The sequence below is a fragment of the Xanthomonas sp. BRIP62418 genome (genome assembly GCF_003993495.1).
Taxonomy (GTDB): Bacteria; Pseudomonadota; Gammaproteobacteria; order Xanthomonadales; family Xanthomonadaceae; genus Xanthomonas; species Xanthomonas euroxanthea.
This window is the reverse complement of the sequence record NZ_QEZG01000040.1, coordinates 210793-232579: the sequence shown is the minus strand read 5'-3', so window position 1 is coordinate 232579 and position 21787 is coordinate 210793. Positions and strand designations below refer to the sequence as shown.

General features: G+C 67.1%; 24 protein-coding genes. 16 read left to right on the top strand and 8 right to left on the bottom strand.

Going from position 1 to position 21787, the window contains the following annotated elements; genetic code table 11:
* Nucleotides 1–34: 34 nt before the first annotated feature.
* From EO174_RS13990 to EO174_RS13960, 7 genes are all read left to right on the top strand, one after another.
* Nucleotides 35–721, top strand: coding sequence for a Fe2+-dependent dioxygenase (locus EO174_RS13990; RefSeq protein ID WP_104583074.1), 687 nt, complete (start codon nt 35–37; stop codon nt 719–721).
* Entirely contained in the window at nt 714–1472 is a 759-nt protein-coding gene (locus EO174_RS13985) for a tetratricopeptide repeat protein (RefSeq protein WP_126943430.1), read from the top strand. Before EO174_RS13990 ends, EO174_RS13985 begins: the two co-directional genes overlap by 8 nt.
* Nucleotides 1473–1479: 7 nt before the next feature.
* The gene (locus EO174_RS13980) at nt 1480–2118 is read left to right on the top strand and encodes a PepSY-associated TM helix domain-containing protein (protein ID WP_119131201.1); all 639 of its coding nucleotides are present in this window, start codon (nt 1480–1482) and stop codon (nt 2116–2118) included.
* Nucleotides 2119–2138: 20 nt separating this feature from the next.
* Nucleotides 2139–2654 carry a DUF2271 domain-containing protein gene (locus EO174_RS13975; protein ID WP_126945109.1) on the top strand — a complete coding sequence of 172 codons (516 nt, stop codon included), beginning with the start codon at nt 2139–2141 and terminating at the stop codon, nt 2652–2654.
* Nucleotides 2655–2827: 173 nt separating this feature from the next.
* Complete coding sequence (locus EO174_RS13970; RefSeq protein WP_126945106.1) at nt 2828–3631, top strand: DUF4198 domain-containing protein; 804 nt, start codon at nt 2828–2830, stop codon at nt 3629–3631.
* Between the two features lie 67 nt (nt 3632–3698).
* The gene (locus tag EO174_RS13965) at nt 3699–4673 is read left to right on the top strand and encodes an FAD:protein FMN transferase (RefSeq protein WP_164740205.1); all 975 of its coding nucleotides are present in this window, start codon (nt 3699–3701) and stop codon (nt 4671–4673) included.
* Nucleotides 4670–6406, top strand: coding sequence for a sulfite reductase flavoprotein subunit alpha (locus EO174_RS13960; protein ID WP_126945103.1), 1737 nt, complete (start codon nt 4670–4672; stop codon nt 6404–6406). Before EO174_RS13965 ends, EO174_RS13960 begins: the two co-directional genes overlap by 4 nt.
* Before the next feature lie 132 nt (nt 6407–6538).
* Here the strand turns inward: EO174_RS13960 and EO174_RS13955 are convergent, their stop codons facing one another.
* Nucleotides 6539–7312: a HutD family protein gene (locus EO174_RS13955; protein ID WP_126945357.1), complete on the bottom strand. Its 774-nt coding sequence runs from the start codon at nt 7310–7312 to the stop codon at nt 6539–6541.
* Nucleotides 7313–7788: 476 nt separating this feature from the next.
* A complete protein-coding gene (locus EO174_RS13950) occupies nt 7789–8163 on the bottom strand; it encodes a helix-hairpin-helix domain-containing protein (RefSeq protein WP_321186573.1) in 375 nt (124 codons plus the stop codon).
* Nucleotides 8164–8320: 157 nt separating this feature from the next.
* Between EO174_RS13950 and EO174_RS13945 the strand changes: the two genes are divergently transcribed.
* The 4 genes from EO174_RS13945 to murU all read left to right on the top strand — a co-directional run bounded on the left by EO174_RS13945 (nt 8321) and on the right by murU (nt 12044).
* Nucleotides 8321–9814 carry a M20 family metallopeptidase gene (locus EO174_RS13945; protein ID WP_115677650.1) on the top strand — a complete coding sequence of 498 codons (1494 nt, stop codon included), beginning with the start codon at nt 8321–8323 and terminating at the stop codon, nt 9812–9814.
* Between the two features lie 169 nt (nt 9815–9983).
* Nucleotides 9984–10256: a GlsB/YeaQ/YmgE family stress response membrane protein gene (locus EO174_RS13940; RefSeq protein ID WP_104583065.1), complete on the top strand. Its 273-nt coding sequence runs from the start codon at nt 9984–9986 to the stop codon at nt 10254–10256.
* A gap of 58 nt (nt 10257–10314) precedes the next feature.
* A complete protein-coding gene (locus EO174_RS13935; protein ID WP_126945100.1) occupies nt 10315–11337 on the top strand; it encodes a phosphotransferase in 1023 nt (340 codons plus the stop codon).
* Nucleotides 11334–12044 carry an N-acetylmuramate alpha-1-phosphate uridylyltransferase MurU gene (gene murU / locus EO174_RS13930; protein WP_126945097.1) on the top strand — a complete coding sequence of 237 codons (711 nt, stop codon included), beginning with the start codon at nt 11334–11336 and terminating at the stop codon, nt 12042–12044. Before EO174_RS13935 ends, murU begins: the two co-directional genes overlap by 4 nt.
* A 686-nt stretch (nt 12045–12730) precedes the next feature.
* On the opposite strand, the gene hda is transcribed toward murU, so the two are convergent.
* From hda to EO174_RS13910, 3 genes are read right to left on the bottom strand one after another with little or no spacing between them, the layout of a single operon-like run.
* Nucleotides 12731–13432 (bottom strand): DnaA regulatory inactivator Hda, encoded by a 702-nt coding sequence (gene hda / locus EO174_RS13920; protein WP_119131193.1) that lies wholly within the window; start codon nt 13430–13432, stop codon nt 12731–12733.
* Entirely contained in the window at nt 13429–14595 is a 1167-nt protein-coding gene (locus EO174_RS13915) for an AI-2E family transporter (protein WP_104583061.1), read from the bottom strand. Before EO174_RS13915 ends, hda begins: the two co-directional genes overlap by 4 nt.
* Nucleotides 14592–15704: a DUF2066 domain-containing protein gene (locus EO174_RS13910; RefSeq protein ID WP_164739151.1), complete on the bottom strand. Its 1113-nt coding sequence runs from the start codon at nt 15702–15704 to the stop codon at nt 14592–14594. Before EO174_RS13910 ends, EO174_RS13915 begins: the two co-directional genes overlap by 4 nt.
* Nucleotides 15705–15726: 22 nt before the next feature.
* Here EO174_RS13910 and purM point away from each other — a divergent pair, with 22 nt between their 5' ends.
* The 5 genes from purM to EO174_RS13885 all read left to right on the top strand — a co-directional run bounded on the left by purM (nt 15727) and on the right by EO174_RS13885 (nt 19603).
* Nucleotides 15727–16860, top strand: a complete 1134-nt coding sequence (gene purM, locus EO174_RS13905; RefSeq protein WP_206515071.1) for a phosphoribosylformylglycinamidine cyclo-ligase — start codon at nt 15727–15729, stop codon at nt 16858–16860.
* 14 nt (nt 16861–16874) lie between these two features.
* Complete coding sequence (locus tag EO174_RS13900; RefSeq protein ID WP_126945088.1) at nt 16875–17333, top strand: hypothetical protein; 459 nt, start codon at nt 16875–16877, stop codon at nt 17331–17333.
* Nucleotides 17334–17369: 36 nt separating this feature from the next.
* Nucleotides 17370–18023 (top strand): phosphoribosylglycinamide formyltransferase, encoded by a 654-nt coding sequence (gene purN / locus EO174_RS13895; RefSeq protein WP_126945085.1) that lies wholly within the window; start codon nt 17370–17372, stop codon nt 18021–18023.
* A gap of 65 nt (nt 18024–18088) precedes the next feature.
* Entirely contained in the window at nt 18089–18916 is an 828-nt protein-coding gene (locus EO174_RS13890; RefSeq protein ID WP_126945082.1) for a DUF3108 domain-containing protein, read from the top strand.
* A 3-nt stretch (nt 18917–18919) separates the two neighbouring features.
* Entirely contained in the window at nt 18920–19603 is a 684-nt protein-coding gene (locus EO174_RS13885) for a DUF3108 domain-containing protein (RefSeq protein ID WP_115677656.1), read from the top strand.
* 210 nt (nt 19604–19813) lie between these two features.
* Here EO174_RS13885 and EO174_RS13880 read toward each other — a convergent pair whose 3' ends face one another.
* The 3 genes from EO174_RS13880 to EO174_RS13870 form a co-directional block, all read right to left on the bottom strand.
* Nucleotides 19814–20137 (bottom strand): hypothetical protein, encoded by a 324-nt coding sequence (locus tag EO174_RS13880; protein ID WP_104583055.1) that lies wholly within the window; start codon nt 20135–20137, stop codon nt 19814–19816.
* A complete protein-coding gene (gene murA / locus EO174_RS13875) occupies nt 20134–21408 on the bottom strand; it encodes a UDP-N-acetylglucosamine 1-carboxyvinyltransferase (RefSeq protein ID WP_104583054.1) in 1275 nt (424 codons plus the stop codon). Before murA ends, EO174_RS13880 begins: the two co-directional genes overlap by 4 nt.
* Before the next feature lie 118 nt (nt 21409–21526).
* The gene (locus EO174_RS13870) at nt 21527–21754 is read right to left on the bottom strand and encodes a BolA family protein (RefSeq protein WP_104543115.1); all 228 of its coding nucleotides are present in this window, start codon (nt 21752–21754) and stop codon (nt 21527–21529) included.
* Nucleotides 21755–21787: the final 33 nt, after the last annotated feature.

The window sequence follows — 21787 nt, the reverse complement described above, 5'->3', positions numbered from 1 at the left end:
GCCCGCACGGTGCGGGCGGCGTGGAGATCTGCCCATGTTGCTGCCCATTCCCGATGTCCTCACCCCCGCACAACTCGGCGAGTTGCGGGCACGGCTGGACGCAGCCGACTGGGCGGACGGCCGCATCACTGCCGGCCATCAGTCCGCGCAGGCCAAGGACAACGCACAACTGCCCGAAGACAGCGCCATTGCACGCGAGGCCGGCGCGCTGGTGCTCGAGGCGCTCGCGCGCAACAGCACGTTCTTTTCGGCGGTGTTGCCGCGGCGCATCTATCCGCCGCTGTTCAACCGCTACAGCGGCGGGCAGTCGTTCGGGTATCACGTCGACAACGCGATCCGTTACGACCGCAGTCGCGGCGGCGCAGATCCCATCCGCACCGATGTCTCCGCCACCTTGTTCCTCAGCGACCCGGACAGCTACGACGGCGGCGAGCTGGTGATCGAAGACACCTACGGCACGCAGTCGGTGAAGCTGCCGGCCGGGCACCTGGTGATCTATCCCGGCACCAGCCTGCATCGGGTGATGCCGGTGACCCGCGGCGCCCGCGTGGCGTGTTTCTTCTGGACGCAAAGCATGTTGCGCGACGATGCGCAGCGGCGCCTGCTGTTCGAACTGGATGTGTCCATCCGGCGGCTGACCCAGGACACCCCTGGCCATCCCTCGCTGATCCAGCTCACCGGCGTGTATCACAACCTGTTGCGGCAATGGGCCGATGTCTGAGCCCGCACCGGACCCCACGCAGTTGATCGACCTGCTGCGCACTCACCCCGATCGCGCGATCGCATGGCTGCGCAAGGCCGCCGAGCGCCAGGATCTGGCGGCGCAACTGCTGCTCGCGCAGCTCTACGCCGAGGGCCGCGGCATCCCCGCCGATCCGGCCATGGCCATGCTGTGGTACGAGGTGGCCGCCAATGCCGGGCATGCGGAAGCGATGAACCAGTTGGGGCGTTGCCATGAACTGGGCTTCGGCACCGCGTGCAACGAGGTGCTGGCGGCGCTGTGGTATCGCCGCGCCGCCGAACATGGCCTGGATTGGGGCATGTACAACCTCGCGCATCTGTACGGCTCCGGGCGTGGCGTGCCACAGGACCACGCCCAGGCGCTTGCGCTGTACCGCACGGCCGCCGAACGCGGGCACGCCAAGTCGATGAACTTTGTGGCGCGCTATCTCGACCAGGGCCTGGCCTGCACCGCGGATCCGATCGCTGCGCGCCACTGGTATCGCCGCTCTGCAGAAGCAGGCGATTTTCGCGGCCAGGCCAGTTACGCCACCTTGCTCGCGGATGCCGGCGACCTCGATCAGGCCGAGCGCTGGATGCGCCGTGCGATCGCCGGCGGGCATGCCGGCTTCCTGCAACAGCTCACGCCGTTGCTGGCGGGTGCAACGCACCCACGTCTGCGCGCGTTGCTGAGCGAAGTGACCGCGCGGCAATCGCAGTTGCAGCCGTCCCCGGCAGCGGACGTGGCCTGAGCGCGGCATGGCCACTTCCAATGACACCCTGGCCACCACGCAGCAACGCCGCGGCTTCTGGCTGCGCATGCTGCATCAATGGCACTGGATCAGTTCGGCGCTGTGCCTGATCGGCATGCTGCTGTTCACCATCACCGGGCTGACCTTGAATCACGCCGCGCGCATCGAAGCCAGCCCCTCGACCGAACACCGCACGCTCACGCTGCCGCCGGCACTGCTCAAGTCCCTGGGCACCCGCGAAGATGGCGACGCCCCGCTGCCGCCACGCGTAGCGCACTGGCTGGGGCGTGAGCTGGAGATCAGCATCGGCACGCGCAACGGCGAATGGTCGGCCGACGAGGTGTACCTGGCGCTGCCGCGCCCCGGCGGCGATGCGTGGCTGAGCCTGGATCGCAACACCGGCGCGATCGAATACGAGCGTACCGGGCGCGGCGCCATCGCCTATCTCAACGACCTGCACAAGGGCCGTAACGCAGGGCCGGCCTGGGGCTGGTTCATCGACGTGTTCGCCATCGCCTGCCTGGTGTTCTGCATCACCGGGTTGTTCCTGCTGCATCTGCATGCGCGCCAGCGCCGCATGACCTGGCCGCTGGTCGGCCTGGGCCTGCTGATTCCGTTACTGCTCGCCCTGCTGTTGATCCACTGACCTTTCTACCGGAGACGATCATGCGCGCCACCCTGACCATCGCCCTGAGCGGCCTGCTCGCCATGCCGGCATACGCCGCCACGCTCGACATCAACGTGGAGATTCCTAAGCTCAACGTCGCCGAGTACCACCGCCCGTATGTGGCGATCTGGCTGGAAGGCGCGGACCAGAAGGTCGCCGCCAACCTGGCGGTCTGGTATCAATCCAAGGACACCGCCGAAGGCCATGGCACCAAGTGGCTGCCGGACCTGCGCCAGTGGTGGCGCAAGAGCGGGCGCACCCTGGAGGTGCCGGTCGACGGCGTCACCGGCCCCACCCGCCCGGCCGGCGTGCATGCGCTGTCGTTCTCCGACACCAAGGGCACGTTGACGTCGCTGCCGGCCGGCCAGTACACGCTGGTGGTGGAAGCCGCGCGCGAGGTCGGCGGCCGCGAGCTGGTCAAGGTGCCTTTCAGCTGGCCGGCCAAGGCGCCGCAGAGCGCCAAGGCCAGCGGCAGCAGCGAACTGGGCGTCGTCAGCCTGGTCGCCAAGCCGTAACGCCTGGCGTCGGCCGGTGGCGCGGGCCGCTTGCGTCCCTACCCCGCTGGCGCCCGCTGCAGCCGCTTCAGCAGATCGTCTCCCGCTTTTTTGTCCCACGCATCCAGCCAGCGCAGCGACGCGCGCTGATCAGACACGTGCCCACCGCCCTTATCGTCCTTCAAGGAGTTGTCATGCAACGTTCGCTCGTCCTGGTCGCCCTGCTCGCCGCACTGCCGGTCAGCGCACTCGCCCACAAGGCCTGGTTGCTGCCGTCGCAGACCGTCATCGCCGGCGAGGCGCCGTGGATCACCGTGGATGCGGCGGTCTCCAACGACCTGTTCTACTTCAACCACGTGCCGCTGCGCCTGGACAAGCTGAGCATCACCGCACCCGATGGCAGCGCGCTCACGCCGGAAAATCCGGCCACCGGCAAGTACCGCAGCGTGTTCGATCTGCAGCTCACCCAACCCGGCACCTACAAGCTGAGCATCGTCAACGCCGGCCTGTTCGCCAGCTGGAAGGAAGACGGCAAGCCCAAGCGCTGGCGCGGCGACGAAGCCCGCTTCGCCACCGAGGTGCCGAAGAACGCGCAGGACCTGCAGGTCTCGCAGTCCTTCAATCGCGTGGAAACTTTCGTCACCCGCGGCGCGCCGACCACCACCGTGTTCAAGCCCAGCGGCAAGGGCATCGAGCTGGTGCCGGTGACCCATCCCAACGATCTGGTCGCCGGCGAGGCGGCGCGGTTCACGCTGCAACTGGATGGCAAGCCGGCGGCCGGGCTGGAGATCGAGATCGTGCGCGGCGGTACCCGCTATCGCGATGCGCAGAACGAGATCAAGCTCACCACCGATGCCAAGGGCGGCTTCAGCGTGACCTGGCCGGAGGCCGGCATGTACTGGCTGGAAACCACCACCGAAGACAAGAAAACCTCGCTGCCGCAGGCCAGGCAGCGCCGCCTGGGCTATGTCGCCACGCTGGAAGTGCTGCCGCAGTAATCTGCCGGCACGCGGCAGGAGCGCGCACAGCGTGCATCCTGCCGCCCCATTTTCATACGATCCGTCCATGCCCGTACCGTCTTCCGCCGACCACGCCATTGCCACGCTCGGCGGCCGCAGCATGGGCACCACCTGGAGCGTGAAGCTGGTGGCGCCGCGCGGACGCGATCTGCACCCCTTGCATGCGTGCATCCAGGCCGCACTGGACCGGGTGGTTGCGCAGATGAGCACCTGGCAAGCCGATTCGGATATCAGCCGCTACAACCGCGCACCGCCAGGCAGCTGGCACCGCCTGCCCGACGAATTCCACGCGGTGCTGAGCGCCGCACTCGAGATTGCACAGGCCAGCGATGGCGCCTTCGATCCCACCGTCGGCCCGATGGTCGAGCTATGGGGTTTCGGCGCTGCCGGCGGGCGTCAGCGGGTGCCGACAGCGGAGGCGATCGCATTGGCCAGCCTGCGCTGCGGCTGGCAGCGCCTGCGGCTGGATGGCAGGCGCGTGCTGCAGCCGGGCGCAGCGGCACTGGATCTGTCCGGCATCGCCAAAGGGTTTGGTGTGGACTGCGTACATCGCGCCTTGCTGCAGTCGGGGATCGACAGTGCCTTGATCGAGGTCGGCGGCGAATTGTTCGGCTACGGGCGCAAGCCCGATGGCAACGTGTGGCGCGTGCTGGTCGAATCGGCCCCCGACGAAGATGCCGGCACCGCGCTGCCGGCACGCGTGCTGGCACTGGAGGGGCTGGCAGTGGCCACCTCCGGCGATCGCTGGCACCGCTTCGATGCCGATGGCACGCGCTATACGCATACCTTCGACCCACGCAGCGGCACGCCCGTTCCGCATGCCCCCGCGGCGGTCACCGTACTGGCTCCCGATGCGATGCAGGCCGACGCCTGGGCCACCGCGATGACCGTGCTTGGCGTCGATGCCGGTCTTGCTCGTGCACGCAAGGCGGACCTGGCCGTGCGATTTCTGGTGCGCAAGGACGGCATTCTGCTCGAATCCATGAGCCCGGTGTTCGAACGCCACCTGTCCGCGTCATGAGCAGCGCCACCTCACGCGTGTGGCTGGGCAATGGGCTGGTTCTGCTGGCGCTTGCCGGCGTCGTCGGCTGGCTGGGCGGCTTGCATGACGGCACATGGTGGATTGCTCCCACGCCGCAGCGCTGGCAACTGGCAGCTCTCGGCCTGGCGCTGTACCTGGGCCTGTGCACGGCCGTGCTGCTGCGTGCGCGCACGCGCGTTGGCGCACAACGCGCAGACGCCAGCGGCGTGTTGATCGTCTGGGCAAGCCAGACCGGATTTGCGCGCGAACTGGCGCAACGCAGCGTTGCCGCGCTGCGATCGGCAGGCGTCGGCGCGCATGCGCTGCCGATCGAGGCCGTCGATCGCGATCAACTCGTACGCGTGCCGCGGCTGTTGTGCATCGTCAGCACCACCGGCGAAGGCGATGCACCCGACCACGCGCAGTCGGCCGAGCGCAGTTGGCTTGCCGACGACGCGCAGGATCTGACTGCCGTGCAGTACGCGGTGCTGGCCCTGGGCGACCGTGGTTATGCGCACTTCTGCGCGTTCGGCCGGCGCCTCGACGATCGGCTGCAGGCGCGCGGCGCCACGCGCCTGTTCGAGCGCATCGAGGTCGATAACGCCGACCCGAACGCACTGCAGCACTGGCAAGGCCGTCTGGCGGAACTGGCGCCCGCACTCGCGACGCAGTCGGACTGGAGCCTGCCGACCTACACCGCCTGGCAGCTACGCGAGCGCATCCACGTCAATCCCGGCAGCGCGGGCGCACCGATTTACCGGCTGCGCCTGGTGCCATGTGATGGCGCATTGCCGCACTGGAGCGCAGGCGATATCGCGGAGATTGCACCGCGTAACACGCCGGACGCGGTGGAGTCCTGGCTGCAGCGCAACCAACGCGATGGCGCGCAGTACATCGACGGCCGCCCCCTGCGCGACTGGCTCGGCGGCGCGCAACTTCCCGTCGATGCCGATGCCGCTCTCGGTATCGATGTGGGTGCCGGTGCCAGTCCCGATGCAGAAGCAGAAGCCGGAGGCGAAAGTGGCCCAGGTGTGGGTACGAATACAGAGGCGGCTGCAGGCATAGCTACAAGGACAGGCCTGAGCTCAGCAATGGACGCAGAAGCAATGGTGCGCCGCCTGGCCGCCCTGCCCCATCGCGACTACTCGCTTGCCTCCATTCCCGAGGAAGGCCATGCCGAACTGCTGGTGCGCGAGCACCGGCACGCCGACGGCAGCCTGGGCCTGGGTAGCGGCTGGCTCTGCGTCCATGCACCGATCGGCGCAGCCATCGCGCTGCGCCTGCGCAGCAACCCCGGCTTCCACCCGCCCGCACCCGAGCAGCCCATGCTGCTGATCGGCAACGGCACCGGCATCGCCGGTCTGCGCGCGCATCTGCGTGCACGCATCGCGACCGGCGCGCGTCGTAACTGGCTGCTGTTCGGCGAACGCAATGCCGCGCACGACGCGCTGTACGCCGACGAGCTGCAGCAGTGGCAGCAGGATGGCTGGATCGAGCGCCTGGAGCTTGTCTACTCGCGCGATCAGCAACAGCCACCACATTATGTCCAACACGCACTGGCCGCCGCTGCCGACCGCTTGCGTCATTGGGTTGATCAAGGCGCCTGCATCTACGTCTGCGGCAGCCTGCGCGGCATGGCACCGGAGCTTGACCGGACCCTGGATGCCATTCTCGGTGCCGAGGCCAGACAGGAACTGCTACGCAACGGCCGCTATCGCCGCGACGTGTATTGAACCCTCGGGTGCAGCGCTGCCAACAGCGATCAACGCAGCGACGACCTGGCAGCCAGGCCAGCGCGCCCGTTGCTGCAATCCGCATCATCGATGCCTGCGGTGGCTGTGTGCTCACGGCATAAGTGAAACGCCCTAGACCGGACTCACCCGGATCGCCAGCAACTCGCCGCCGCCATCGAGCACATAGCGGGTGCGCGTGGAGGCACTCAGCCATGCGGTATCGCCGGCAGCCAACGGTGGCAAACCGCTGTCGCGTCCAAAGCTGGCCTGGCCTGCGAGCAGATGGATCGCCCAGGCGCTGCCCGGATCGGCGAAAAACAGCATGGTGCCGACCAGCGGCCGATGCAGCAGTTGGGTCTGCAGCAGATCGCGCCGCCACATCAGATTGAAATCCTGGGTCGGTCCGTCGAGTAGCATCGCATGCACCCTTTCTTCGCCTGCGAATCGGACGCGCTGGTACGGCGGCAGCAATGTGCAGCTGCGATGATTGCCGCCAGCAGCACCGATGCCACCATCGCCTCCAGCATCATGGCCGCCACGCCCAGCGCCACCGCCCTCATTGTCGCTGCCGCTATCGTTTTTGCCGCCAGTGCCGCCGCCAGTCGCAGTAGGAGTAGCAGTACCAATGCCTGCACCTGCACCTGCACCTGCACTTCTGTCGCAGCCAGCATCACCAAACTGCAGCCGCATACCATTGCCGTGCAACAGCACCAGCTCGCGATCGATGCCTGGGAATGCAGAAAACACCGCATCCTGTTCGATCTCGGCGATCGACAGGCGTAGCGCCCACGCGTCGGCATCGCCGAGGCACAGGATCTCGCGCGTCCAGCCCAATTGATTGCGCCACCGCTCGCGGCGGTAGTCAGTGGCCGGAATCACCCGGCTGCTCAGGTCTGTGGGCTGCATCGGCGCATTGTGCCTGAAGCGCTGCGGTGGTCCGTCATCCCCCGGCTCGGCGCGCCAGCGTATCGACCGGGCTCCGCGACAGATGCGGGCAATACCATCAACCAATAATGCTGGGCACGTGCTGGCAACCAGCAATCACCTGCAAGATGCCGCTGAGCAGACGGAAGCCTGCAGTTGAAACGTATGCCACAGGCTGACGGTTGACCAGCGGAGTGGGCTTACCGCCAGGAGCAGAGCGCTACGAGTGGCCCACTGCATCACTCATTTCCGCCGCACCACCGGCGTCCCCGGAATGGCCACGCGCGCCAGCCAATCCGCGTCGAGTCCCCAAAACGAAAAACGCCCGGCTGCACATCCAAGTGCAACACCGGGCGATTCCACGTCCTTGTCGGCTTCCAGCCATCCCCCGGACATCCTGTCCAGTTAGGTTGCGGCCACGCATCCTCGCGTCGAACCGTATCTCGGATCCTTTCCCCTTAACGCCGTCCCACCGGTTTCACCGCCGCCCCCTTGGCAGCCTTCTTGGCGGGAGCCATCGTGGCTCCTACTTCGATCAGGTCGCGATTCCGTTCGACCGTCTTGAGTCCGATGCCCTTGACCAGTGCCAGTTCCTCGGCGCTTTTGAAGGGACCGTTTGCCTGACGGTGCTCGACGATTGCCTCGGCTTTTGATCGCCCGACATTCGTCAGCACCTTGTCCAATTCCTCAGCAGACGCGGTGTTGATATCGACCTTGTCGAGTGCATACGCATTCGAGGACAACAGCAACGCCAGTAGCAGGGACTTCAGGACTACGGTAAATGACCTCATTGCAACGCTCCTTGTGGCTTGGGTGATGGTCCTAGCCAGCATTCCTGCCGGCGGAGCCAGTGTCCCGCGCCACATGCAGCAATCCTATCGCCAACGAACTTTTCACACAGCCGGTGAACTGCGCGCCGGCTTGTAGGGAAATACCTACCCCCAGGCACGGGCGTAGAATGTGCCGTTACGCCACGTATTCGGAGCCTCCATGGACAGCGCCAAGATCGACCAATTCATCAGCGACACCTGGGACCGCGAGATCGTCCCGCAATTGGTCGATTACATCCGCATTCCCAATAAATCGCCGATGTTCGACGCCGACTGGGTCGCGCACGGCTACATGGAGCAGGCCGTCACCCTGATGGAAACCTGGGCGCGCGCGCAGGCGATCGACGGCATGCAGGTCGAGGTGGTGCGCCTGGAAGGCCGCACGCCGTTGATCTTCATCGAGATTCCGGCCACCGGCACCGAATCGGGCGACGACACCGTGCTGCTGTACGGCCACCTGGACAAGCAGCCGGAAATGACCGGCTGGGATGCCGACCTCGGTCCGTGGGAACCGGTGCTGCGCGACGACAAGCTGTACGGGCGCGGCGGCGCCGACGATGGCTATGCGATCTTCGGTTCGCTGGCGGCGGTGCTGGCGCTGCGTACCCAGGGCCTGCCGCATGCGCGCTGCGTGGTGCTGATCGAAGCCTGCGAGGAATCCGGCAGCTACGACCTGCCGGCCTATGTCGATCATCTGGCCGCACGCATCGGCAAGCCGTCGCTGGTGGTGTGCCTGGATTCGGGCTGCGGCAACTATGAGCAACTGTGGTGCACCACCTCGCTGCGCGGGCTGACCGGCGGCAACCTGAGCGTGAAGGTACTGGAGGAAGGCGTGCATTCGGGCGATGCCTCCGGCGTGGTGCCGTCCAGCTTCCGCCTGCTGCGCCAGCTACTGTCGCGGATCGAGGACGAAGCCAGCGGCCGCATCCTGCTGGACGGACTGCACGTGGACGTGCCGGCCGAACGGCTGGCGCAGGCCAAGGCCGCAGCGGCGACGCTGGATACCGCCATCTTCGACAAGTTCCCGATGGTCGAGGGCCTGGTGCCGATGCATGACGACCTCACCGAGCTGGTGTTGAACCGCACCTGGCGCCCGGCGCTGTCGATCACCGGTGTGGACGGCATGCCGCCGCTGGCGTCGGCCGGCAACGTGCTGCGTCCGCAGACCGCAGTGAAGCTGTCGCTGCGGCTGCCGCCGACCGCCGACGGCAAGGCCTGCGGCGAACTGCTCAAGGAAGCGCTGCTGCGCGATCCGCCCAATGGCGCCCAGGTAACGCTGGAGCTGGAAAAGGCCTCGTCCGGCTGGAATGCGCCGGCGATGGCGCCGTGGCTGGAAAAGGCCATCGACGACGCCAGCCTGGCGTTCTTCGACAAGCCGGCGATGTACATGGGCGAAGGCGGCTCGATCCCGTTCATGGGCATGCTGGGCGAGAAGTTCCCCGGCGCGCAGTTCATGATCACCGGCGTGCTTGGCCCGCATTCCAATGCGCATGGGCCGAACGAGTTCCTGCACATCCCGATGGGCAAGCGGGTGACGGCCTGCGTGTCGAAGGTGATTGCCGAGCATCACGCCGCCTGCCTGCGCGGCGAGACCAGCGGCTCGCCGGTGGCGGCCGACAGCGGCACCCGTCATGGCGGGCATGGCTGCTGCTGATTGATGCCTGGGCCGCCCCGCGCATGTCGGGGCTGCCCAGCGCGTCGCCATGCGCTGCGGCGCGCGCATATGGATGCAGCCCCAACGCCATGGCGACAGCCAGCGCGGCACACGTGGTCGCGGCGGCGGCGAATGCTAGTCTGCCGATCCCCTCCCCTCAGTGCCTGCGATGAACACTCTCTTCGGTAGCGACAGCTGGCTTTACATCATTCTGGTCGGCTTCGTGGTCGGGCTGCTGGCCCGTTTCATCACCCCTGGCACGCAGCGCCTGGGCTGCCTGCTGACCATCGTGCTGGGCATCGCCGGTGCACTGGTCGCCAGCTGGTTCGGCCGCTACATGGGCTGGTACCACGCCGGCGAACCGGCCGGTTTCCTCGGTGCGTTGCTGGGTGCGATCGCAATCCTGGCACTGCTGCGGCTGTTCAGCGGCAGCAAGCGTTGATCGAACCTGCGTCGTTTTCGACCAGGCTGCGCCTCACTTCACGACACAGCATTCACCCATGACGTCATCATTGACTCCAGATACCGCGCGCGCTGCGCTCCGCCTGCAATGGGCGCAGCATGCGTTGAACGCCCCTGAGGTCACGCTGCAACGTGCCTCGGTCGATGCGGGATTCCGCAGTTACTGGCGTACCCAGGGACGCGGCGTGGACCGCATCCTGATGGATGCGCCACCTGCACTGGAAAATGTGGCGCCCTGGTTGCGCATGCACGCCCTGCTCGGCCAGCACGGCGTGCGGGTGCCGCAGGTGCTTGCGCAGGATCTTGAAACCGGCTTCCTGCTGCTGGAAGACCTGGGCGTGCCGACCCTGGCGCAGGTGCTGACCGACGCCAATGCCGACGCGTTGCTGGATGCTGCGATCACTCAGTTGTTGCTGCTGCAGCGCATTCCGCCACCTGCCGACAGTGGCGAGTTCGGCGAGGCGCTGCTGCAACGCGATGCCGGCCTGTTCGAAGAATGGTTCCTCGGCCGCCACCTCGGCTTGCAGCTGGACTGCGGCCATGCCGAGCAGCTGCAGTTGGTGCAGCGCCGTTTGATGGACAACGCACTGGCGCAGCCGCGCGTGTTCACCCATCGCGATTTCATGCCGCGCAATCTGATGCCGGTCGGCGACGGGCCGGCGGTGCTGGATTTCCAGGATTGCGTGATCGGCCCGATCGCCTACGACCCGATCAGCCTGTTCAAGGACACCTCGGTGAGCTGGCCGCTGGCGCGCGTGGATGGCTGGCTGGAGCGCTACCACGCACGTGCGGCAGCGGCCGGATTGCCGGTGCCGCCGCTGGCGCAATTCCTGCGCGATGCGGACTGGATGGGCGTGCAGCGGCACCTGAAGAATCTCGGCATCTTCTCGCGCCTGAGCCATCGCGACGGCAAGCATTGGTATCTGGATAACGTGCCACGTTTCATCGCCTATCTGGACGAGGTGTTGCCGCGTCATCCCGACCTTGCGCCGCTGGTCGGCCTGCTGGAAAAGCTGGTCAAACCTGCCCTGGTGGCACGCTCCGCACAGGCCGGCGCATGAAGGCGCTGATCTTTGCGGCCGGCTTTGGCGAGCGCATGCGTCCGTTGACCGAACACACGCCCAAGCCGCTGCTGTCGGTCGGCGGCACACCGCTGATCGTCTGGCATCTACGCAAGCTGGCCGCACTGGGCGTGGACGAGGTGGTGATCAATACCTCGTGGCTGGCCGACCAATTTCCGCAGGTACTGGGCGATGGCGGCGCGTTCGGGCTGCGGCTGACGTATTCCTTCGAGGGCGCCACCCCGCTGGAAACCGGCGGCGGCATGCTGCATGCATTGCCGTTGCTGGGCGATGCGCCGTTCCTGCTGGTCAACGGCGATATCTGGACCGATTTCGATTTCGCGCGGCTGTCGGCCGCGCCGGCGGGCCTGGCGCAGCTGGTGCTGGTCGAACGCCCCGCCTATGCAGCGCGCGCAGATTTTGCGTTGGATGCCGATGGCAAGGTGCGCGAGGACCTGCCGGCAACGCTCACCTATTCCGGCATCGGCATGTATCGACCGGCGCTGCTGCGCGACTGGCCATCGGTCATCGGCCAGCTGCCGGAGCCCAGCGGCGCGGCACCACGGTTTGCGCTGGCGCCAATCCTGCGCGCGCAGATGGCGGCAGGGCTGATCGATGGCATCCACCATGCCGGACGCTGGACCGATGTCGGCACGCCGCAGCGATTGGCAGAGCTGGATGCCCAATTGCTGCGCGACGGCGGCTGACCGCAACCAAGCGCTGCAACCGGCCAGCCGCGCATCGTGCGTTGCTCGAACTACGCACACCAACCATCCTGACGGGCCTTGCATCCAACCCGAATGCCGCCGCGCCTGCTGTTATCCATGCGCACCAACCCTCTCGACGGGTCCTTGCCCGCCCGCCGTCGCGGGACCCTGAGCGGCATGGATGCCGCGCCGGAGCCTACATGGACGTACTTGCGGCGTGTCCCGCGATGGTGGGCGGGCAAGGGCCCTGCAGCAAACTCACCGCATCGAGGGCGCGGCGCCCTTACTGCTTGCGGGACACGCCGTGAACCCATTCCTGGGGACCGTGTGGCGGCATCCATCCCGCTACACGGTCCCGCAACCGGCGAGGACACCGCACTAGACAGGTTGCTGGTTGCCGCGAGAAGAGCCCTGCGCACCAACCAACGTGACTGGTCCTTGCCCGCTCACCCTCGCGGGACCCTGAGCGGCATGGATGCCGCGCCGGAGCCTACACGGACGTACTTGCGGCGTGTCCTGCGATGGTGGGCGGCCAAGGGCCTTGCAACAGAACCACAGACCATCTGCTCTGCAAGCTTTAGGCGATGTGCCTCAGGTCCCTGGGCACTGCGGATGGATGTGCTGATGGGAAGCGCAAAGCAGCCTCCACCTGCCAAGCAATGAGCAGAGCAATTCTATCGGCCGCTCTAAGAGCCGCGATCCTCCAGCACCCGCCGCAGGAACGGCACCGTGATGCGGCGCTTGGCAGCCAGCGATTCGCGATCCAGCCGGTCCAGCAACGCCACCAGTCCGGCCAGTTCGCGTTCGCTATGGGTCAGCAGCCAGTCGATTGCTGCCTCGTCCAGCGCCAGCCCGCGCCGTTGCGCACGATCGCGCAACACGGCCGCGCGCCCGGCGTCGTCGAGCACCGGCAGGCTGATGCGGATGCACTGCGACAGCCGCGAGCGCAGGTCCGGCAATACCAATGCCAGGCCATCGGGCGTCTGCCGCGCGGTGTACAGCAAGGTGGTGCCGGCGGCGCGCGCGCGGTTGTGGAAATCGAACAGCGCCACTTCGTCGTCGCGCTGCCCGGCGATGCTTTCCACACCGTCCAGTGCGACCAGGCTGCGTCCTTCCAGCGCCTCGAGCGCATCGCGCAACCGGCCAGTGGCCGCGTGCAGGGGCAGGTACGCCGGGGCACGCCCGGCCTGTTCGGCGGCCGCGCACAACGACAACGCCAGATGCGTCTTGCCAGTGCCGGCGGGGCCGGACAGATACAGCCAGTCGCTCACCTGCCCGGCCGCCAATGCCTGCAGCTGCGACAGCAGGCCATCAGGCGCGGCGATGTAACTATCGAATCGCTGATCGGGCGGCGCGCGCAACGCCAGTGGCAACTGCGGAACACTCACGAGCGATCCGTGTCCTTGCTTGGGTCGATGATCACGCTGCGCTCGGGCGTGGACTGCAGCACGATGCCGGCGCGCTCGCCCGCATACAGATCGCTGCGCGTGTATTGCTCATGCGCATAGCGCAGCAGCACATTGGCCACCGCCGCCACCGGCAGCGCCAGCAGCATGCCGAGAAAGCCGAACAACTGGCCGCCCGCCATCACCGCAAAGATCACCGCGACCGGATGCAGGCCGATCTTGTCGCCGACGATGCGCGGCGTCAGCACATAGCTTTCCAGCAACTGGCCGACGGTGAACACCACGCCGACGCCGATCAGCAACTTCAGGTCGAAGCCCTGCGCCTGCACCACGGCCGCCAGCAGGGCGAGCACGATGCCGGTGGTGGCGCCCAGATACGGAATGAAGCTGATGAAGCCGGCGATGATGCCGATCAACAGGCCCAGATTGAGCCCGATGATGGACAGCCCGGCGGCGTAGATCGCCCCCAGCGCCAGCATCACCAGGAACTGGCCGCGGATGAAGCCGCCCAGCACGTCATTGGATTCCAGTGCGAGCCGGCTCACAGTACCGATGTAGGCACGCGGAATGACCGCGGCCACCCGCTCGACCAGGCGATCCCAGTCGCGCAGGAAGTAGAACGCCAGGATCGGCAGCAACGCCAGGTTGATCACCCAGGTCACCATCGCAAAGCCGGAACGCTGCACGTAGCCGAAGAAGGTCTTGGCGGCGCCGCCGGCCTGTTCCCAGTGACTGCGGATCCAGTCGATCAGGCGCTCCGGGTCCAGCCAGCCCATCAGTTCCACGCCGGTCTTGGCTTCCAGCCACGGAATGGCGGTACTGATCGCCCAGGTCCGCATCTGCGGCAGCGCGTCGATCAGGGTCATGATCTGGCGCTCGATCATCGGCACCAGAATCATCAGCGCCAGCACGAACAGCAGCAGGGCCAGCACGAACACCAACACCACCGCGATATTGCGCGAGCGGCCGGCGCGTTCGATGCGATCCACCAGCGGATCGCCCAGCCAGGCCAGCAGCAACGCCAGCACGAACGGCGTCAGGATCGGCGACAGCAGCGAGACCACCCACAACACGCCGACAGTCACCGCCACCCATTTCAGGCGACGCAGAAACAGGGCGATTTCGGCTTCGGGAGTCAAGGTCATTTCAGGCGGTACTCGGCGTGCTCGTTTTCGAGAATGATCGGGCCCTCGGTCGGCACCGACACGGGTACCAACGGGCTGTTGTCGCCGAGCATACGGTTGAGGCCGGAAATGCCCGTGAGCAATTCCAGATCCACTTCCATGCGGTCGCCGTTGGCGCTGACCGGGCGGATGCTGCGCACCACCGACACGCCCTGCAGCGCGGCGGAGACGCGCAGATAGTCGTCGGCGCTGCCGATCCCGGTGATCACCGCGCGGTAGACACCGGGCACACCCGAATCCACGCGCTTGGCGTAACGCTTGACCAGGGCATCGGCCGCGCCATCGGCACCGGCGGCCATCGCACGACGCGCATCGCCGTCGCTGCTGGTCCAGCTGGACAGCACGTTGCCGTTGTCGACGAAGACCCAGTCGGCGGTCCAGCCGGCGTCATTGCGGTAGAGCTTGCCGATCAACTGCATCGGCGGGCTGTACTTGGCCGATGCGCGCGCCACCGCGGCGGTGTCCTTGCGCCAGATCGCGCCGGCCAGCACCTGCTCGGCGGCGGCACCGCCGGGCAGGCCGAGCCGGTAGCCGCGCTCGATCGCCCGGTCCAGCACGCTGCGCGCGGCATTGGCCTGCGCCACGCCGACCAGGCGCGGGCCGCTGCCGTCGTCGATGGCCAGCCACAGCACCGGCTTGGGCCGCGGTAGCGGCCACACCGGCAGCCCCAGTGCGGCGATCAGGCCATCCACGTCCGACTGCCGGAAGCGCGCCACCAGCACGGTGCGGAAGGTCGGCGCCCCGGTGCGCGAGGTGCCCTGGTCCTGACGGTAATCGTAGTTTTCGACATAGCCCGGCGCGCCGCGCAGTGCCTGCGAGACGCCTGGGCGGCTCATCACCCCGCGGTCGCCGGAGACCTTGCCCAGCACCGCACCGAGCGCGCGCGCCAGCGCTCCGGGGCGATCGGACTCGCTCTGGCTGTTGACCGGCACTTCGGCCTCATAGGCGCTTTGCGCCTTGGCGACGTCGCCTTCGGTGCGTAGATCGGCCTGCGCAAAGGCTGGCGCGAGGGGCATGGCGACCACGAGGGCGAGAAAGAAAGCGAGACTGCGGCGCATCGACGGTTCCATGACGTAAGCGTATCCGGGTGAATTGTTGCCCGAATGGGACGCCAGCGCCAACGTGGCTGCTAAAATCGCCGCCTTTACAGCCGAGCCCTCCCCGCCCGTGACCAGCCCAACGCCTTCCAATCCCTCGCCCATGACCTACCGTGAGGCAGGTGTCGACATCGACGCCGGCAATGCGTTGGTCGAACGCATCAAGCCGCTGGTCAAGCGCAGCTTCCGGCCGGAGGTGATGGGTGGCCTGGGCGGGTTTGGCGCCTTGTTCGACCTGTCCGGCAAGTACCGGGAGCCGGTGCTGGTGTCCGGCACCGATGGCGTCGGCACCAAGCTCAAGCTGGCCCAGCAGCTGGGCCGGCACGACACCATCGGCATCGACCTGGTCGGCATGTGCGTCAACGACGTGCTGGTGCAGGGCGCCGAGCCGTTGTTCTTCCTGGATTATTTCGCCACCGGCAAGCTGGACGTGGAGACCGCCGCGGCCGTGGTCGGCGGCATCGCGCGCGGCTGCGAGCTGTCCGGCTGCGCCCTGATCGGCGGCGAAACCGCCGAGATGCCCGACATGTATCCGCCGGGCGAGTACGACCTGGCCGGCTTCACCGTCGGGGCGGTGGAAAAATCGCAGCTGCTGGACGGCGCGCAGGTGCGCGCCGGCGACGTGCTGATCGGCATCGCCTCGTCCGGCCCGCATTCCAATGGCTACTCGCTGATCCGCAGGATCTACGAGCGTGCCGGCGCCCCGGCCGAGCTGGTGCTGGACGACGGCGTCAAGCTGATCGACGCGCTGATGGCGCCGACCGCGCTGTACGTCAAGCCGATCCTGGCGCTGCTCAAGTCGCATGGCGACAGCATCCACGCCATGGCCCACATCACCGGCGGCGGGCTGACCGAAAACATCATCCGGGTGATCCCCGACGGCCTGGGCCTGGACATCGACGCCACCGCCTGGACGCTGCCGCCGGTGTTCGCCTGGCTGCAGCGCGAAGGCGCGGTGGCCGATGCGGAAATGTGGCGCACCTTCAACTGCGGCATCGGCTTCGTGCTGGTCGCCGCACCCGAGCAGGCCGTCGCGCTGGAACAGGCACTGGAGGCGCAGTCGCTGGCGCACTGGCGCATCGGCCAGGTGGTGCCGGCGCAGGGCGATGAGCGCGTGCGGATCGGTTGACCGAGGAGACCTGCATGGACGCTGCCCCACACGCACTGCCGGCACAGGCCAGCGCTGACGATCTCCAGCACCTGAAACTGCTGTCGATCTTTCACTATGTGCTGGCCGCCATCACCGCCGTGTTTTCGCTTTTCCCGTTGATCCACCTGTTCATGGGCATTGCGATCGTCACCGGGCACCTGCCCATGACACAGGCCAGCACGGATGCACCACCGATGGATCCGCGATTGTTCGGCTGGTTCTTCGTGGTGTTCGCAGGTGTGTTCATTGTCTGCGGCCTGACGCTGGCAGCGTTCATGGCCTACGCCGGCCGCTGCATTGCCCAGCGCAGACGGCACCTGCTGTGCCTGATCGTGGCCGGCATTTCCTGCTCCTTCATGCCGTTCGGTACCGTCGTCGGCGTGTTTACGCTGGTGGTGCTGCTGCGCCCGCAGGTCAAGGCATTGTTCGCTCCCACCGCCACTGCAGCGTGACGCGCACTGCCCCATGACATCAGCGAATCCCACCGCATGAGCCTGCGCCTGGCCGTGCTGGCCTCCGGCCGCGGCAGCAACCTGCAGGCCATCCTCGATGCCATCGCCAGCGGCCGGCTGCCGGCCGAGGTCGTGGGCGTGTTTTCCGATCGCCCACAGGCGCCGGCCCTGCACAAGGTCGATGAGGCACTGCGCTGGAGCGCCAGCCCGCGCGACTTCGCCGACCGTGCCGCCTTCGACGCCGCGCTGGGCGATGCGATCGCCGCCGCGCGGCCGGACTGGGTGATCTGCGCCGGCTACATGCGCATCCTCGGCGAGCCGCTGGTGCGTCGCTTTGCCGGGCGCATGCTCAATATCCACCCCTCGCTGCTGCCCAAGTACCGCGGCCTGCACACCCACGCCCGCGCACTGGAAGCCGGCGACGCCGAACATGGCGCCAGCGTGCATCTGGTGGTGCCGGAACTGGATGCCGGCACGGTGATCGCGCAGGCGCGCGTACCGGTACTGCCCGACGACAGCGCCGAGCAGCTGGCCGCGCGCGTGCTGGCGCGCGAACACCCGCTGCTGCTGGCCACGCTGGACCTGCTTGCCAGCGGGCGTGTGCAGGTGCGTGGCGATGGCGTCCACATCGACGGTCAGTGCCTGTTTACGCCATTGCGACTAGAGTCCGCTGACACCGCACTCGCCTGAATGCGGATACGCCCTCCTCATCCTGTCTCGGACATCCTGGCGGCCCCGTGCCTCGCTCTCAGCGCATGAAACCCCTCCCGATCGCCACCGCGCTGTTGACCGCCGTCCTGCTTGTTCCGGCCGGTGCCGGCCGTGCGCAACAGGCCGCTGCCGTGCCTGCGCCAGCTGCCGCCGCTCCGGTTGCGGCGCCGCCGACGGCGCCTGCATCTGCAGCCGCCCTGCCTGCCAGCAGCTGGATGCCGCCGCCACTGCAGCCCTTCGTGGCCACGTACCAGGCGTTCTACCGCGGCAAGGAAGCCGGCGATGCCACCATGCAGGTCAGCGACGGCGAGGGCAGCCAGTGGCGCATCGACATGTCGGTACGCGGCCGCAAGGGCTTTGCCAGCATTCTCGGTCTGAACCTGGAACAGAGCACGGTGTTCCGCGTCGATGGTGACACCTATGTGCCATTGAGCCAGAGCACCGTGCGCAAGGCGATGTTCTTCGGCAAGAAGGTCACCGGCGTCTACAACTGGCAGACCGCCAGCGCCCGGTGGGACGGCGATCTGAAGAAGGAGCGCCAGCAGCCGATTCCGCTGCAGCGCGGCGACCAGAGCGCGCTGTCGCTGAACCTGTCGCTGATGCGCGATGCGCAACCCGGACGCAGCCTGAGCTATCGCTACGTGGATGTCGGCCGGGTGCGCAAATACGACTACAAGGTCGCCGATGCCACCGAGGTGGTGCAGGTCGGCGACCTGAGCTACGACGCGTTGCGCGTGTACCGCGTCAACAGCGGTGACAACGAAACCATCCTCTGGATCGCCAACGGGGTTCCCACGCCGGTGCGCATCCTGCAACGTGACAAAGGTGAGGATCAGGTCGATCTACGCCTGGTCGAATATCAAGGAGCCTGACCCATGCACACCGTTTCCCGCACCTGTTCGCTGATTGCCGCTGCCGCACTGGCCGTAGCCAGCCTGCCCGCGTTCGCCATGCAGCCGTTCCAGGCCGATTATTCGGCCAACTACATGGGCATGCAGGCCAACGGCACCATGACCCTGGCCGCCGCCGGCGCCAACCAGTGGCGCTACACGCTCACCATCCAGAACCAGCTGGCCAACCTGACCCAGAGCACGGTGTTCGAGGAGAGCAACGGCCAGCTGCGCCCGGTCAGCAGCAACGACACCTCGTCGATGATGGTCAAGCGCCGCAACGTCACGGCCAACTACGACTGGAAGACCAGCCAGGCGACCTGGGGTGGCGACATCAAGCCGGACCGCCGGGGCCCGGTGAAGTTGCAGCCCGGCGACATGGATGCCCTGCTGATCAACCTGGCCATCACCCGCGACCTGGCCGCCGGCAAGCCGCTGAACTACCGCATGGTCGACGAAGGCCGCATCAAGCCGATGAGCTACAAGGTGGTCGGCAAGGAAACCATCACCGTCAACGGCAAGCAGGAACAGGCGACCAAGGTGTCGCGCGTGGACGGTGACAAGGAATTGATTGCCTGGGTAGTCAAGGACCTGCCGGTGCCGGCGCGCCTGCTGCAGAAGGAAAAGGGCCAGGACGCGCTGGACCTGACCATCAAGGCGTTGCGCTGAGCGCCAGGCACGCATCGTAGGAGCGTGCCCGCGCGCGACGGGGCGTTATCGGTCATGCGCCGTCGCGCGCAGGCACGCTCCTACCAGGTCGTGGGACCTGCTCGGCAGCCGCCCTCCGACTGCAATAAAAAGCCCGGCTGCCAGCCGGGCTCTTCATTTCGATCAGGCGCGGTGCGGAATCTCCGCAGCAGGCAGAGACACGCTCACCCCTTAGGGCTTTGCCGCGGCCTTGTCGTCGCCGGTGCTGAACACCGTGCGGCAGTCCACCCGAATCTGCTGGTCATTCTTGCGCCAGTAGAACAGGTCGCAATGGCGCTTGCCTTCGACGGTCTTCTTCACCGCCACCGCATAGAACGACTGCGCGATCTCGTCGCGGCTGGCAGTGCCGTCGTTGTTCCAGTCCATGTCCTTGAACTCGACGCCCTGGGTGATCGCCATGCCGACCGACCAGGCGTAGGCCAGCCACGCCAGGATCAGCACGATCACGCCGAGCAGGATCTTGCGCCGGGTGGTGAACCGCCCGCGCAGGATCATGCGCTGCGCCGGATGGTCGCGCCCAGCGCCCCCAGCTTCTCCTCGATGTTTTCGTAGCCACGGTCCAGGTGGTAGATGCGGTCGATGCTGGTGTCGCCGTCGGCCACCAGGCCGGCCAGGATCAACGACGCCGAGGCGCGCAGGTCGGTCGCCATCACCGGCGCGCCGCTGAGACGCTCGGCACCGCGCACGATCGCGGTGTGGCCTTCGACCTGGATGTCCGCGCCCAGGCGCAGCAGCTCGTTGACGTGCATGAAGCGGTTTTCGAAGATGGTTTCGTTGATCACGCCCACGCCATCGGCCACGCAGTTGAGCGCCATGAATTGCGCCTGCATGTCGGTGGGAAACGCCGGATACGGCGCGGTGGTCAGGTTGACCGCGCGCGGGCGCTTGCCGTGCATGTCCAGCGTGATGCTGTCGGCGGTGGTGGTGATGGTCGCGCCGGCTTCGGTGAGCTTGTCCAGCACCGCGTCCAGGGTGTCCGGACGGGCACGGCGCACGGTGACGCTGCCGCCGGTCATCGCCGCGGCGACCAGGAAGGTGCCGGTCTCGATACGATCCGGCAGCACCGCATGGTGCCCGCCGCCCAGGCGCTCGACGCCCTGCACCACGATGCGCGGCGTGCCGGCGCCCTCGATCTGTGCACCGAGCGCGATCAGGCAGTCGGCCAGGTCGGTGACTTCCGGCTCCATCGCCGCGTTTTCCAGCACGGTGGTGCCGTCGGCCAGCACGGCCGCCATCAGCACGTTCTCGGTGCCGGTGACGCTGACCATGTCGAACACGTAGCGGCCACCCTTCAGGCGCCCATTGCTGGTGGCCTTGATGTAGCCGTTTTCCACGCTGATCTCCGCACCCAGCGCCTGCAGGCCCTTGATGTGCTGGTCGACCGGGCGTGAGCCGATCGCGCAGCCGCCGGGCAGCGACACTTCGGCAGTGCCGTAGCGCGCCAGCAGCGGGCCCAGCACCAGGATCGAGGCGCGCATGGTCTTGACCAGCTCATAGGGCGCGACCTGGTGGGTGACCGAGCGCGGGTCGACCAGGATCGAGCGCCCCTTGGCCAGCGTGCCTTCGTCGATGGTCACCTCGGCGCCCAGCTCGCTGAGCAGCTTCACCGTGGTGATCACGTCGTGCAGGTGCGGCACGTTGCTGATCTCCACCGGCGCATCGGCCAGCAGGGTCGCGCACAGGATCGGCAGCACCGCGTTCTTGGCGCCGGAAATATTGACTTCACCATGCAGCGCTTGGCCGCCGGTCACTACGATTTTTGCCATGGGAGCTTGGGGAATCCGAAAAGGGACGTCGGGGGAAATGTAAGGGGTCGCCAGGAGTCGGCCGGCACTTGGCAGTCGGGGCGGGGGCGCAGCCCGATCGGCCAGGATCGACTGACGCTCAGCCTTCGTCGGGGGTCAGCGTCTTGAGCTGCAGCGCGTGGATCGCCCCGCCCATCAGCTCGCCCAGGGTCGCGTAGACCATGCGATGGCGCGCCAATGGCGCCTTGCCGGCGAATGCGGGGCTGATCACGGTCGCCTCGAAGTGCACGCCGTCGTCGCCGTGCACCTCGACGCGGGCTTCGGGCAAGCCGGATTCGATGAGTTTACGGATGGTTTCGGCGTCCACAGGGCGTTTCCTCATAAAATGAGCGCACATTCT